Raw genomic sequence first — 13,438 nt, 5'->3', positions numbered from 1 at the left:
CGTCTCGGATTTTCCAACTCCGAGACGTCGATGAAATTCATTCTGCAACCGTGGCAGTTGATGCTGGTCATTCTTGCTAGTTGGATCAATCGACAACAACAAGAAGTCATTGAGTACCTTCGCACCGAGAATGCCGTTCTCAAAGAGCAGTTCGGCAAGAAGCGAATCTTGCCGACCGATGATCAGCGGCGTCGTTTGGCAGTCAAAGGCAAGGTTCTCGGAAGCAAAATACTCGAGCAGTTTGGGACTCTGTTCACACCGGGTACAATCCTCCGTTGGCATCGTCAATTGGTTGCCAAAAAATGGGACTACTCCGATCGCAAAGAGAAGAGATATGGCCGGCCAAGAGTGCGAACTTGAACGCAAACTTAGAGCGATTTTTAGAATCCTTGAAATCCGAGTGCCTTTACAAACTGATTCTCTTTGGTGAGAACGCAACCCGTAGAGCTGTTCGGGGTTTCCTCGTTCACTATCACACTGAAAGAAACTACCAAGGATTGGGCAACGTGCTGATCGTACTGATCGTGCCGATGGATCGACCGCCAAACATGGATGCTGAAATCGAAACGACCGACCGCCTTGGTGGCTTGCTTCGATCGTATCGACGCGCTGCATAATTCGATCGACATTCACTCACTCGCAGCACTCCGGTTTCAAAACAATCGGTTTGATATCTGTTGCGCGGCGCGGCCGTTTTGAACCGGTTTTAAAGGCACCGATGAATATGGGCTCGATCTCGATCAAGAATTCGACCTTCTATGGCAAACCAACCTCCGATTTCACAGACCCAAATACTCGTTCGACTTTTTTGACCACACGGGTAACAAGCAGCCACTCTGTGAACCGAGAGCGCGATAGTTCGCAAAGAAAAAAACGTTGAGACGGATGCTGGCTCGGGACGGCCTAGTCCGAGAGAGAGGTTTCGGACAAAACACCGAAACTTGAAAAACGCCCCAAACACGGCGTTTATTGACCAGCCAGAAATGGCCGATGGAGACTCTCAACCTGCGAACTGGCCGGTCGGGCCAATTCCGCAGATCGTGAAGAGTACAGCGGAAGCAACAGTTTTCGTGATGACTCTCGTGTGTACCACTGAAGTCCAATACTCGTAGGGCAGCCTGTGATCAGCAACGCAGGCACTCTAGCGCAATTAACGTCCGCACGATTGGTTGATCTATCTCTAAATGTTGCGTTGAGGATAGGGTCCCTGCAGTTTAATTCTCGCGTCATCGGTGGTGAATCGCCATCGAGCACCACAGCGTCTTGTGTTGCGGTCGGCCACCCACTCTCGGTTCGACAGGGCTGCAGTACATGTTTTTTCAGGCACTTTTACATCGTTTCGGGACATGCCGATTCGACGACTTCCAGCCGCGAAAGTTCGTCGCAAAGCAATTGCAACGTCCAATGGTTGCGACCATCAGGCGGATCGCTGCAAGCGAAAACGACGAGTTAGCCTCTGCATCACGCCATCGTCGCTCGGGCACGTGGACGTGGCTTGCGACCACAGGCATCCTCGATGGAATGGGTATCACGCTCACTCGCGAATCGCTGTCCAATACGAACAACTTGTCTGGACGAGAGCCCTTCCAGTTCTGCAATGTTGGCATCAGTTCAGCGACCGTCTGGGTGATTCGCGTCGGCGAGTAACAAAATGCGCGCACGCCGTTGTTTTGCAGTACCAAAGGATTGTTGGCGAACAATTCTGGCCAACTCTTCCCGTTCTGCGCTCGACAATTCAACGCTCAACTTCCGTGTCGTATCTGACATCACTAGTTCTCCTTTCTAGCGGATCTGATCCCAGCGCTACGGGGTCACCGTGAATCGGAGTCCGACCGTTAGTGCGTCATCGTAGATTCCGGATGGGCTGGCAATGTACTGAATGTCTGGCTGCACACTGACGGTGTCGGTGACCTGCGCTTTGTAGAATGTTTCCACGACGGTTTCCCGGTTCGTGCCGCCGAGGTTCAATTGAGTCCAGGCGATGCCCGCGCCGATCACGTCTTCGTCGCGACCAGGCAATAAGCCTCGGTACACAAAGCCTGCAGCCGCGCTCTCTTCGATGACTTCCAGCGGAGATGCGGTGACCGGCCCGCCTCCGAATCGTGGTAGATACAACGCGAAGATACCAAGGCCCTGCGAGTCTGCTGGGTCACACGGTCTTTCGCGGAAGACGAGTTGCTGCCACTGCAGGTAGTAACCCCATTCCGATGGAAACTGCTCGCCGTCGACAATTCCATCGCTGTTGTATGCGAGTCCGAGTTCAAAGATTCCCGGAAGGCGTCCACCATCGAGCGAATACTTGTGTTCCAACTCGCCGATCAGCAGGATGACATCGTTGTCGGAAAACCCCCAGCTGCCTCCGCTTGCCAACCCGTCCCAAATGCCGAGTTTGAGTCGCGTTTGATCGGTGAGTTGGCTGAGCAAGACGGCTGCCATGCTGGGGTCGGGATAGGTCGGCAGGCCCGCTGACGAAGGCGAAAGCCCGAAGGACGACTGGATGAAGTCTTCCGCCATCTCCACGAGTAGGAATTCCGAATTGACGTCCTGCTTGCCCAAGCGGAGCGTTACGTCATCGCCGAGCAGCCCGAACTCCCACCAGTACTCGCTGACTTGCATGATGTTGTCACCCGAGTCGATGTTGCTGAGCACTTGCGTGTCACCGATGAAATCCTCGGTCAACCCACGGCCATGAGTATTCTGGGCCAGCAGGAAGAATCTTCCCGGGAGCGGAAGCTGCGTCTTGTCCAACTCGACGGTCATTGCCAGATCGAGCAATCCTTCGTACTGCGTTGCACCGTTTGTCGTAATTCCGCCTCGCGCGTTTGTGAAGACTTCACCGTAGTACACGGGCTCGACCGTGACGGGTCCATCTCCCCCAAGGCATTCACTGGATACTCGACCCAGAAAAGGGAGCAGCCCGTGTTCATCGCGTGCGGAGTCGTCGCACTGTGCCATAGCGCTCCGCGATAGGATGCAGAGCGTCAACACTGTTACTGTCAGAAAGGACCGCATCGTGAACCACAGGAGCGAACGAAGTGAACGCGATGATTCGTCGGCTGCATCGCGCAGGGAGCGTCGCCTTAAACACGACGATCCACTTCGTTTTTCGACTGGACGTGCGGCTGCAAGTGATTGTTTTCCGCACATCCGCCGCAACCCTCATACTCCGTATATCTTCGCACGGTCAATCAGGTCCGCGTAAAAGGGTAAGGAACTTAGTCCCCACATCTTTATCCCGAAGGGATCACAGCCATTAGCCGGTGGTCGAGCGCAGCGAACACCACGTGCGTTGGGCACGATTGAGAGATTGAAGGTGAAAGTCCTTTATGGAGCCAATTGGAGGCAACCATGAGTGAAAAGCAATTGCACGAACTGACTGCCAGATCGAGGTCTGAGCCGGAGGTACGCCGTGAGGTCGTGTGAGATGGAAGCTTGTAGCGAATCGCAGCACCGAATGAGAGTGAACCTTCGTGCAGGCTGTTTGACCTGGGTTAGCAAGCGTGGACGAGCGACGCCCGATATCCGATCGTGGTCATTCAGTAGTGAAGGCGGGAGCGGCGAGACATTTCTCAATCTTACCCCAAGAGATCTCTGTGGGTCCACAGATCGGAGACGATTGATTTGAAGAGCCGGATGTGTGTCCCACAAGTCCGGTTCTGTGAGAGGCCCAGGGAGAGTAATCCCCTGGGCCTACTCGACCGGAACCGAATCAGCGCGCGCAATTCGCCCCCGAGTATCGTGCTCCTCCGTGGGTGCGCTGCGCGACCCACGGCTAATTGCTGCAACCGCTCCGCGGTAAGGAACCAATAGTGCGAAGCACCCAAAGGGGCGCTGGCGGCCATTGGTTCCAGCCCCCTTTTACGCTCTTCCAATTCGAGTATCCCATACTTCTTGCATGAGCTCATATATGATCGCGAACAAGAACGCGGTGATCAAGCCAAACATCATCACACCGTTGGCCGCTTCCAAGGCTCCAAGCAAACGTCTTTCTTCCCCCATGACCACGTCTCCGTAACCGAGGGACGTGAAGTTGACGACGGAGTGGTAAAAGGCCGCGTCAAATGTTTGGAACTCACCGAAGGCGACAAACAACGCAGCCCAAAGAGCCATTTGCAGGAGATTGCCAGCAAACATTGTGATCATGGTAAACAAAAGCAGAGCTGACAGCCCGGCAAAGGTCCTCTTGAGGAACCGTTTCTTTTCCAAATGAAGGAGTATTGCGACTAGCACGCCCACAAAAACGCACTGGATGATCATACAGGCAACAATTGTCGCGCAGCCGATAGCCAGATTTTCAATCATATATTTCCTCTAATCGAACCAGCCATTTCGGCGGAAAAATTGGTACATGCCGGTGCCAATAATAACCATGAGGACGAGTGCGGCCGGGTAGGCAAATGGAAAACTCAACTCGGGCATGGTTTCGAAGTTCATTCCCCAGATTCCCGCCAACAACGTGATTGGTGTAAAGATCGCAGTAAGAATCGTGAGCAGATTCAGCCGGCGGTTCGTCTTGTCTTGGGCGTTCATCTGAAAGCCAGACCGCAAGTCACCAATACGTCGGTCCAGCCATTCCAATGTTCGCTCCGCTGCATGCAGGTTAGCCAATGCGCAATTCATGAAGTCGCGCGAATCGGTGAGTTTAAAAAAGCCCTTATCCGTCGTGCTCAACGATTGAACGGGAGGCAGTTGGTCGCTAACGACGCTGGCCACAGCGAGTAATTTCGATCGTACGTCAAGAATCTCCTCTGCCTGAACGTCGTTCGCGTCCCGATCCATTCGTTCTTCTAGAGCAAGGATCGTCTTCTTCAGTTCCGTCGTGCTGTCCACGGATTCCAATGACAGGTCGTTCATTAGAGCGGAGACCAGCGCGGAGATGCTGCGTTCCGCGAGCCACTCGTGTGAGTCTTGTATCTCTGCGCGCCTTTGCGGCGTCATGATTGATGTACGGTGTGCCGTAACCAGCAGATGCTCGCGACAAAGCAACGCAAGGTAGTCCACTTCATGCTTATCGCCGGTATGGGCACTCAGGAAGGGAATGACGACAAGAATCTCGTTCTTCAGCGGATAGAACCCAGAGCGATCACGCGCCTCAAGACAGAGCTGCTTCGACAGTCGTTTGCATTCCAGTCTGTCCAGCCAGTCTTCGAGTTCGTCAGGTTCGAAATCCTGCAAATCGATCCAAGTTCTTGCGCCCGACGATCCGGTGGCTTTGACGGCTTCCTCTGAATCGAGAGGTTGCAGTTGCAGATCTTCAGTGATTTGAAAGCTGTTGATGATCACAGTTTGCGGCCCTATTCCTTCCCAGTTCCCAAACCGCGAGCCACTGCACCCATGATTGGCCCGATCGCCGCCGGCAGCAGTGTGTCGACTGGATTGCTGATAAATTTGTGGACGTCGTCTTTCAGTTCCACCAACTCTGCCTCGGCCCGAGCCACTTCCTGTTCGATATCATCCAGCGCCATGTCACGCATCTCTTTGACCATTTCGGATTCTGCGGCCGGCTTTATCGAACCTGCGTACACGACCAATGCCACAGCTAGCACCAGATCCGCGCCGCCGACCGCGAGCGCGGCAAGCGATTGTCCCCAGTAAGGCACCAGGGCGAAGAACACCGCCAGGCTGACCATCACCAGACCAAACACGGCAACCAGAGCGGCGAGTGCAACGAATTGAATCTTCTGGGAGGCCAGTCGAAAATCGTTCTGGCGTAACAGCCGTTCCGACCGCCAAAGCAATTTCAGACTGTGTGTGAATCGTTCCATAGCTACGACCTATCTGCGAGCGAAAATCTGACCAACGACGATACCGACGGCAAACGCGGACAGCAACGCTATCGCCGGGCGTTCCCTCGCGGCTTGCTCCATCTCTTTCACAACGAATTCGATCTGCTCCGCGAGCTCGTAAAGTGTTTCCTCTGTTTCAGTTGCCTGCTCGACGTCCTCTGGAGCTTTCGGCACGGGATCGATCGCCGCGTCTGTCGCGGTTTCTGTTTGCGACGGGGAAACCGGCGTCCTTGCCGACGATCGGGATCGCTTTTGCGGCGGCCTCCGCTTGGCAGCTTCCCGCTCCAATGCCTTCAGTTCATCGATCTCGTTTTTCGATTTGGTCATGCGATGGCTCCGCCTTGTTCGGCCGGGTTTTCTGAAGGTGAGACTTCATCGGCAGGCCGATTCCCCGCCGTCTGGTCCAGATTCAGCCAGTCTGCAAAGACTTGGCTGTAGACCGCTAACACTGTCATGAACAACGCGGCGAGGATCGGACCAAGCACGAGGCCCGATGCACCGAACAGCCCCAGCCCACCCAGCGTGCTTAGCAGGACAAGCAAATCCGGCATTTTGGTGTCGCGGCCGACCAGGATGGGTCTGAGAACATTGTCGATCGTCCCCACAACGCCTGCCGACCAAATCAGCAGTCCAAATGCAGCAATCGAATGACCGTTTACCAGCAGATAGACCACGGCTGGCGCCCAAACCAGTGTGGCGCCGATGCCGGGCAGGACGGACAAAACGGCCATCACCGCACCCCAGAACACGGCAGCATTGATGCCGGCAACGGCGAAACCAAGACCGCCCAGCGCACCCTGGATGATGCCGATAATCAAGGTTCCCTTGACCGTCGCGCGGCTAACCGACAGCCCGACTTCGAGCATCTTGTCTTTGTCGGCTTGCGATAATGGCACGTAGCTCAAGATTTGATTCATCAGCGTCGGGCCGCTGACAAGGAAATAGAACATCGCGTACAGCATGATGAATAGCTGGAAAAAGAACTCGAACGTTCCCTGAGACAAACGGGCTAGTCCACCGGCAAGAATTCCGCCGACTTGACCCGTGAGCTCGCCGAGTTTGGCCATGATGTTGTCGCGATGAGGTTCGAGCTGTTCTTTCAGCGGTAACCAACTTGGCAGCTCGTATTCTTCCTGACCCGACTGGCTGAGCTGCTGTTCGACCCAAGGCTTCACGTCTCGCGACACGTTAACGGCCTGGTCTGCAATCAGCCCCAGTAAGGTGACCAGCGGCACCACCAGTGCAAACAGAACGATCACCAACGTCAGTACTGAGGCAAGCGTGTCTCGGCCACCCAGCTTCTGATGCAGCCAAACATAGAGTGGATAGATGATGCTGCTGAATACGGCGGCCAGCAGGATCGCCTCGAAAAAACCACTCATCATCGCCAGGAAGGCGACCGTGTAGCCGATCGTGATCAACAGCACGAAGCTGCGGTGATAGCGCTCTTTGGGACTGATATTCTGAGTCATCGTGTTGCGTGCGTGTATGCGATGAGCAATTGGTTGGAACTAGGTCTACAACGGCCGAAAGGATTCGTTCGCAAATAAAAGTCGTGTTTCGCTCCGCGAAACAACGTGATTTTGCGGAGCAAAATACGACAATCCGGTAACTTATTTGCGAACGAGTACTAAGCAACATCAGCAGCTAACTGAACAGGTTGGTGAAGGCTTTCTTCACTTGTGAGAACCCTTCGGAGAGTTCGCCTCCGAACTTTTCGAGTTTGTCGCTTGCCAGTTGGCTCTTCGACTCCAGATCGCTCTTGAACTGGCGAAGCTGGTCTTCGACAGCCTGTTTCTGTTGCGCCCACTCGGCTTTGGCTTTTTCCTTCTCCTCGACGTAATGGAGTTCTGCCGCAGTGAGTTCGGCATCCAGCGCATCAACCTCGGCGATGAAGGCGCGTTTTGATTTATTCAAGCTTTCAGCCGCTTGCTGATCCGCTGTCGCCGCGGCGAGGTCCACTTCACTCTCGAAATTGGCGAGGCTCGACGCGATTTTCTCCTTTTGTTTTTCGTACGCGTCACGTCCCTCCATCCAGCCGAGAGCAAGTTGAATTTGCACCTGTTGGAAAGCGGCCTTCAGCGGATCGAGCGCCTGCTTGGACTGCGAACCGGCCTGTTCCATCGCCTGGCAGAGGTTCTGACCCGCCTTCTCGACCTTTTCCTTGCGCTCCTCCAGACGCTGGCGTGCCTCGTCGGTTTTCGCATGCAGCTGCGCATCAAACGCGGTCGTTTGCGCCTCCATTCTGCTGACCTTATGGCTGATGCTCTGACGGATCTCCTGGGTCGTATTCGAAACAGTCTCGGTATCTTGTTGAGATTTCATTTTCCGTGCTCCAGCTTAGGATTGAGTGGTCCGATTTACAGCAGCGCTGCCGATCTTGCAGGAATTGATTCTTGCGTGTCCCAAAGGTCGGCACATCGCTAACGATTAGGGATAAATGAGGGAGCCGCATCCGAAAGGCTTTCGTGTGTGCATGCATTCAATGAGTCCTCTAAGTTGGACGCTCAGCATCGGGACAACGTGCCGGTCCCGCAAAGGCATAAGGGGCATTCATCATGCCCCTTATGCAATCGTGACACTGGTTTACTTCCTCTTGGGGATGCTGATCGTGACCTCGTCCACATATCCCGTGAACTCGGAATCCTCGATGTCCTTGAAGACCTTGTCGGCGACCTGCGTGGCCTCGTCTAGGCCCACGTCTGCCGTCTCGTCCGCGGAGTAGAGCGCGGGTTGGGTCTTGTCGATGCGGCCCTCGGCAACCTGCTTGCCGTTCACGTAGAGGGTTGCCTTGCCGCCCTTGCCGGTGCCTTCGCCGGCTTCGTCGTAGTCGAACTGCAACTTGATCTCCGCATCGTTGCCAGTGATGGCCTCGGTGGCGGCCACCGTGTAACTATGCAGGCCGAACCAGTTGTAGGTGTAGGCCGGCTTGCCCTGATCCATGTACAGAGCCCAGCCGCCGAACTTGCCGCCCTGACAGAGGATGATGCCCCGGTCGTTGCCCTCGAGTTGGACCTTGGCGGTGATCGTCTTGGAGGTGTTCTTCTCGTTGATGAAGGTGTTCTCCAGGATGCCGGTCATGCCCTGGGCGAGGGTTAGGCTGGTCCGATCGCCCATCAGGTCGGGCCGTCCGGCGATGGCGGCGTTGAAGCGTTCGTAGGCCCGGTCATCCAGCGGGTAGACACTGTTGGCAATGGCTTCCCGTTCGAACAGGTCCTTCATCGCGGCGAGCCGTTGCGGATACTCGCTCGCCAAGTCATTCGTGAGGCTGAAGTCCTCCTTCGCATCGTAGAGTTCCCAAACGTCATCCTGGAGCGTGTTGATCGGCAGGTTCTCCCACGGGACGCGGTGCACGACACGAGCGTACCAGCCATCGTGATAGATCGCGCGGTTCGAGAAGATCTCGAAGTACTGGGTGTGGCGACGGTTGAACGCGTCGGCGTCATGCGCTGCGTACAGCATGCTCACCCCGGACAACGGCATCTGTGGGATGCCGTTCACCATCCTGGGCTGCGGGAGCTTGGCCGCCTCGAGCACGGTGGCGGCCACATCATTGACGTGATGCCACTGCTGGCGGATCTCACCCTTGGCCTTGATGCCCGCCGGCCAGTGCATGACCATCGGGTTGCGAGTGCCGCCATAGTCCCCGGCCATCTGCTTGGTCCAGGTGAACGGTGCGTCGGTGGCGACTGCCCAGGCCGAAGAGAAGTGCGGGAAGGAGTTGGGGCCACCCCAATCATCCGCGCGTTCCAGCATGCTCTCGGTGGTCTCGGCGTCGAAGATGCCGTTGAGGTGCACCAACTCGTTGTAAGTGCCGGTCAGGCCGCCTTCGCCGCTCGAGCCGTTGTCACCCATGATGTAGATGAACAGGGTGTTGTCCAGAACGCCTATATCGTCGATCGCGTCCACCATCCGGCCAATCTCGACGTCCGTGTGTTCCATGAATCCGGCGAAGGCTTCCATCTGCAAGGCGTAGAGCGCCTGCTCTTTGTCGCTCAGCTTCTCCCAGTCCTCGATGTCGTCGGGCATGGGCGCCAGCTTGGTGTTCGGAGGAATGATGCCCATCTCCTTCTGGCGAGCGAAGGTCTCCTCGCGGTACTTCATCCAGCCGCCGTCGAACTTGCCCTTGTACTTCTCGATGAACTCCTTGGGGGCGTGGTGCGGGGCGTGCACCGCACCCGGCGCGAAGTAGACGAAGAACGGCTTGTCCGGCGTCATCGCCTGCTGGAACTTCATCCACGCGATGGCTTCGTCGGTCATGTCCTTGGTGAAGTGATAGTCGGGGTCTTCCTTCTTCTGGACCTTGGTCACCCCGTCGAAGATCACCGGGTCCCACTGGTTGGTCTCGCCACCGATGAAGCCGTAGAACTTGTCGAAGCCCGAGTTCGTTGGCCAGCGATCGTAGGGGCCGGACACGGAGACTTCCCAGGTCGGCGTCTCGTGCCACTTGCCGAACGCCGCCGTGCTGTAACCGTTGTGGCGTAGGGTCTCGGCGAAGTACTCGCCTCGGTTGGTGCGTTCGCCCTGCATACCGGGGAAACCGGTGGCGATTTCCATCACGCAGCCGACGTTGACCTGGTGGTGGTTTCGCCCTGACAGCAGAGCACAGCGCGTCGGCGAGCAGAGTGCCGTGGTGTGGAAGTGGTTGAAACGCAGGCCATCGTTGGCCAAGCGATCGAAGGTCGGCGTTTGGACGCCGCCGCCGAAGCTGGAGACTGCGCCGAAGCCGATGTCATCGATCAGCACGATGACGACGTTCGGGGCTCCTTCCGGAGGCGTGACCTTGAACCTCGGGGGCTTCTCGGCATCGCGGGCGTCAAACACCGTGATGGGGTTGCGATACGGCGGGTCGATCGGCAGGACGGTGCGGTCCAGTTCGTAGGCCGTAGTTGATTGAGTTTGCGCCGCGGCAAATGAGTTGCAAAAAACCAGCAATACAGTGGCGGAAAGCAACGGAATGAAGTTCTTGTTTAGCATCATTTAGTCTCCTGAATATCTGGTGTAAGTTAGAGTGTCTGTTTTCCAATCATCTCATCGTACGACCGGTCGAACATCGCCAACGATTGGGGATAAATTAGGTACGGTGTTTTGGGTGTGTAATTTCGTGAATTGCTTGACCGACTCAAAATCGTGACCTTCAACAAAGAAGACCGCAGGCAGTTTGTCGTCGTCACGTTGTTTCTTCTGTTTGTTCGCAACTGGTGCAATTGACTGACAGGATTTTCATATGCAACTGGTAGAGCCCGTTGAGTACGCCCATCAGCACGGCTTGGTCACGAACCGTGCCTGTCAGGGTTGTGACCGGCCTCTGGTCGACTCGTGATGCAGTGTCGATTTGCATCCCGCCCAATCGCCCTGACCACTTTTCATCCAATGAGCCATCGACCTCGATGCGATAGCTAGCCGGTTGCCCTGGGGTAAGCTGTGGCCAGTTACTTTCTGACATAGAAGGAGTCTCCGTTTGCCGAATTGCGATTCCGCCAATCAATTCACTCATTGTCCAAAGGATAGAATGAGAGGAATCACTAACGATTAGGGATTAGTTAGTGATAAGGTCGCCCGTGGAACGTTCCGTGAGTTGAATCTCCAATGGCCCTTGCCGCGCGTCTTGCTTCCAGTAGGAATGCCGCAGCGGCAGGGAAAACTGGATGCCTTCGGCTTCATAGGCGGCGAAAATCTCAAGGTTGAGCTTTTCACCGAAAGCCTTGAAGTCCCAGAAATGTGCCGGCGAATACCAGTAGATGAAACGAATGCGAAACGCGTCATCGCCAAACTCATCAAAGAACACCCTCGGCGGGAACTCGTTATCCATCCCCTCGTGTTGATCGAGCTTTTCACGAATGATCGCGATCGCCCGCTCGACCTGCTCGCGCGGTGTGTCCAGTGGTATGCGAATCTCGGCACTTCTGCGAATGTGCTCGCGCTGCGAGATATTCTCCACATGCTGGCCGGCGATTTGTTCGTTCGGGATCGTGACTACGTGCCCGTCCAGCAAACGCAACTTTGTTGAACGCAAACCAATGTCTTCAACGAATCCGTCGTAACCCTCGAACCGGATTCTGTCACCCACGCGACAAGGTTTATCAGCCATCAGGGCGATCGTGGCGAAAAGATTCTTGAGCGTATCCTGAGCCCCCAGCGCGAGCGCAATGCCACCAATGCCTGCACTCGCCAGCAGCGTGGCGATCGGGATTCCCAAGTACTGTCCACCTGTAACCAGCAGCACGACGGACAACAGAATTGCCACCAGTTTTGACGAAATTCGGATCAGTTGCGCGTTGAGCCCATAGGTGTTGATTTTGGGTGATGCAATGATCGACTCCGCGACTCGTGTCGAGGCCGCGAATAACGCAACGATGGCTGCGACGATCGTCACCACATAGGAGGCGAAACTGATTACATAGAGCGGCGTGCTGCGGATCGTGAGATAACGTTCGCAGATGGCCAGGAAAACGGGAGGCACCGCGACGGCGGCCAATGGAAAAATGAGGGTCGGAAAATATTGCAGGCGTTTTTGCGGCGATACCCGGTTGGTGACTGAGATTTGCAGCGAGTAGAGCACCCACATCACCGAAACCGCGATGATCAGCAGAAGAATCACGCCGGGCCATTTCCAGTTGGTCAGCCCTAGCGTCCTGCCAAACCGCATCCACTCGGGAAGTCGCTGGACCAGCGATCCGAGCAACGGGCTTCCGGGAGCGGAGAGATACCATTTGTAGAAGTCGGGAGAAGTCGGCGGTCCGTCGGTGCGATACGGTCGGTGGTCGATTTCCTGGAAGTATCCAATCGCTCGCTGGACTGTCCCGCTTGAGAAAAGATACTCGTGCTTTTGCGGCCCTTCCTCGACACGTTCGATGGTGATCCGCGTATCCGGGATCCGCCAACGCGAGAATTCTTCGTAACCTCCTGCAGCTTGAATCTCTGCCGCGTCGGGAATCTGTTCCCATGGAGGAAGTTCAACGCGATCGAGGATTTCCTTGAGTGCCGCGGCAACCTCGCCTGTCCGCTGATCGCGTGCGAAAGCGGGAATTTCGCTGGAGTCGATGCAGTCCAGAACCCGCCAAGCGACTTCACGATGCGGACGCGAGTTCCTGTCGACGCACTGCCTTTCCTGAATCAAGTCATGCAGTTCGTTGCAGGCTTCCAAGAAACTCCGGAGTGTATCATGCGGACTGGATGTATCCGCAGCCTTGAATTGCCCAATCTGCTGAGCACCGGCAACATTCGCGTGAACGCAGAAGGCGAACGAACAAAATAAAAGACAAGCATTTCGGTGTAGAGTTCTCATCCCGTCAAATCATCATTTTTCGGTTTACAAAATACCGCCGAATCATGATTGAGTTTGAAACCATCTGAGCTAGTGCACATCGCTAACACTTAGCGATCGCGGGCAAAAAAAGCCCCCCACCGACGCGGTCCCTGCAGCAACAATCCAAACGTGGCAACCTGTATCGATTGCTCCGGTCGTGACGGCAAACAGCCTGGGGAGCGGGCGAAGAGACGCGATTTGCTGCCCTTGCAGCGACTGGTTGAACCGATCCAAACGAATGTACGCGTTGTGCGCCCACTTCGGAGAGCACATCCATCCATTCCGTTTTGATTCAATACGCCATGCGGACCAACGGCAATCACCCCTTATACAGCCGGACTTT

12 protein-coding genes are annotated in these 13,438 nt (G+C 55.6%); 2 read left to right on the top strand and 10 right to left on the bottom strand.

Annotated features, from left to right (window positions below; all coding sequences use genetic code 11):
* Positions 1-30: 30 nt before the first annotated feature.
* Both CA13_RS12655 and CA13_RS12650 read left to right on the top strand, forming a co-directional pair.
* Entirely contained in the window at positions 31-360 is a 330-nt protein-coding gene (locus tag CA13_RS12655; RefSeq protein WP_146397161.1) for a hypothetical protein, read from the top strand.
* A 1,044-nt stretch (positions 361-1,404) separates the two neighbouring features.
* Positions 1,405-1,647, top strand: a complete 243-nt coding sequence (locus tag CA13_RS12650) for a hypothetical protein (RefSeq protein ID WP_146397159.1) — start codon at positions 1,405-1,407, stop codon at positions 1,645-1,647.
* A gap of 156 nt (positions 1,648-1,803) precedes the next feature.
* Here CA13_RS12650 and CA13_RS12645 read toward each other — a convergent pair whose 3' ends face one another.
* The 10 genes from CA13_RS12645 to CA13_RS12600 all read right to left on the bottom strand — a co-directional run bounded on the left by CA13_RS12645 (position 1,804) and on the right by CA13_RS12600 (position 12,933).
* Positions 1,804-2,955, bottom strand: a complete 1,152-nt coding sequence (locus CA13_RS12645; RefSeq protein WP_419194255.1) for a carbohydrate porin — start codon at positions 2,953-2,955, stop codon at positions 1,804-1,806.
* Between the two features lie 903 nt (positions 2,956-3,858).
* A complete protein-coding gene (locus CA13_RS12640) occupies positions 3,859-4,302 on the bottom strand; it encodes an ion channel (RefSeq protein WP_146397155.1) in 444 nt (147 codons plus the stop codon).
* A gap of 9 nt (positions 4,303-4,311) precedes the next feature.
* Positions 4,312-5,283: a magnesium transporter CorA family protein gene (locus CA13_RS12635; protein ID WP_419194254.1), complete on the bottom strand. Its 972-nt coding sequence runs from the start codon at positions 5,281-5,283 to the stop codon at positions 4,312-4,314.
* An 11-nt stretch (positions 5,284-5,294) separates the two neighbouring features.
* Positions 5,295-5,765 carry a phage holin family protein gene (locus CA13_RS12630; protein ID WP_146397151.1) on the bottom strand — a complete coding sequence of 157 codons (471 nt, stop codon included), beginning with the start codon at positions 5,763-5,765 and terminating at the stop codon, positions 5,295-5,297.
* 9 nt (positions 5,766-5,774) lie between these two features.
* Positions 5,775-6,113 carry a hypothetical protein gene (locus CA13_RS12625; RefSeq protein ID WP_146397150.1) on the bottom strand — a complete coding sequence of 113 codons (339 nt, stop codon included), beginning with the start codon at positions 6,111-6,113 and terminating at the stop codon, positions 5,775-5,777.
* Positions 6,110-7,258 carry an AI-2E family transporter gene (locus tag CA13_RS12620; RefSeq protein ID WP_146397148.1) on the bottom strand — a complete coding sequence of 383 codons (1,149 nt, stop codon included), beginning with the start codon at positions 7,256-7,258 and terminating at the stop codon, positions 6,110-6,112. The genes CA13_RS12625 and CA13_RS12620 overlap by 4 nt, the downstream gene beginning before the upstream one ends.
* Positions 7,259-7,433: 175 nt before the next feature.
* Positions 7,434-8,111 carry a hypothetical protein gene (locus tag CA13_RS12615; protein ID WP_146397146.1) on the bottom strand — a complete coding sequence of 226 codons (678 nt, stop codon included), beginning with the start codon at positions 8,109-8,111 and terminating at the stop codon, positions 7,434-7,436.
* A 261-nt stretch (positions 8,112-8,372) separates the two neighbouring features.
* Entirely contained in the window at positions 8,373-10,763 is a 2,391-nt protein-coding gene (locus CA13_RS12610; protein ID WP_146397144.1) for an arylsulfatase, read from the bottom strand.
* Positions 10,764-10,956: 193 nt separating this feature from the next.
* A complete protein-coding gene (locus tag CA13_RS12605; RefSeq protein WP_146397142.1) occupies positions 10,957-11,232 on the bottom strand; it encodes a hypothetical protein in 276 nt (91 codons plus the stop codon).
* Positions 11,233-11,325: 93 nt separating this feature from the next.
* Positions 11,326-12,933, bottom strand: coding sequence for a mechanosensitive ion channel family protein (locus CA13_RS12600; protein ID WP_419194253.1), 1,608 nt, complete (start codon positions 12,931-12,933; stop codon positions 11,326-11,328).
* Between the last annotated feature and the right edge of the window lie 505 nt (positions 12,934-13,438).

It is taken from the genome of Novipirellula herctigrandis (assembly GCA_007859835.1).
GTDB classification, from domain to species: Bacteria; Planctomycetota; Planctomycetia; order Pirellulales; family Pirellulaceae; genus Novipirellula_A; species Novipirellula_A herctigrandis.
This window is presented reverse-complemented; position numbering and strand designations above follow the sequence as displayed.

Bases quoted from the DNA above. Each gene is read 5' to 3' on its own strand.
- CA13_RS12655 (WP_146397161.1), top strand. From the start codon at position 31: ATGAAATTCATTCTGCAACCGTGGCAGTTGATGCTGGTCATTCTTGCT.
- CA13_RS12650 (WP_146397159.1), top strand. From the start codon at position 1,405: ATGGTTGCGACCATCAGGCGGATCGCTGCAAGCGAAAACGACGAGTTA.
- CA13_RS12645 (WP_419194255.1), bottom strand. From the start codon at position 2,955: ATGGCACAGTGCGACGACTCCGCACGCGATGAACACGGGCTGCTCCCT.
- CA13_RS12640 (WP_146397155.1), bottom strand. From the start codon at position 4,302: ATGATTGAAAATCTGGCTATCGGCTGCGCGACAATTGTTGCCTGTATG.
- CA13_RS12630 (WP_146397151.1), bottom strand. From the start codon at position 5,765: ATGGAACGATTCACACACAGTCTGAAATTGCTTTGGCGGTCGGAACGG.
- CA13_RS12625 (WP_146397150.1), bottom strand. From the start codon at position 6,113: ATGACCAAATCGAAAAACGAGATCGATGAACTGAAGGCATTGGAGCGG.
- CA13_RS12620 (WP_146397148.1), bottom strand. From the start codon at position 7,258: ATGACTCAGAATATCAGTCCCAAAGAGCGCTATCACCGCAGCTTCGTG.
- CA13_RS12615 (WP_146397146.1), bottom strand. From the start codon at position 8,111: ATGAAATCTCAACAAGATACCGAGACTGTTTCGAATACGACCCAGGAG.
- CA13_RS12610 (WP_146397144.1), bottom strand. From the start codon at position 10,763: ATGCTAAACAAGAACTTCATTCCGTTGCTTTCCGCCACTGTATTGCTG.
- CA13_RS12605 (WP_146397142.1), bottom strand. From the start codon at position 11,232: ATGTCAGAAAGTAACTGGCCACAGCTTACCCCAGGGCAACCGGCTAGC.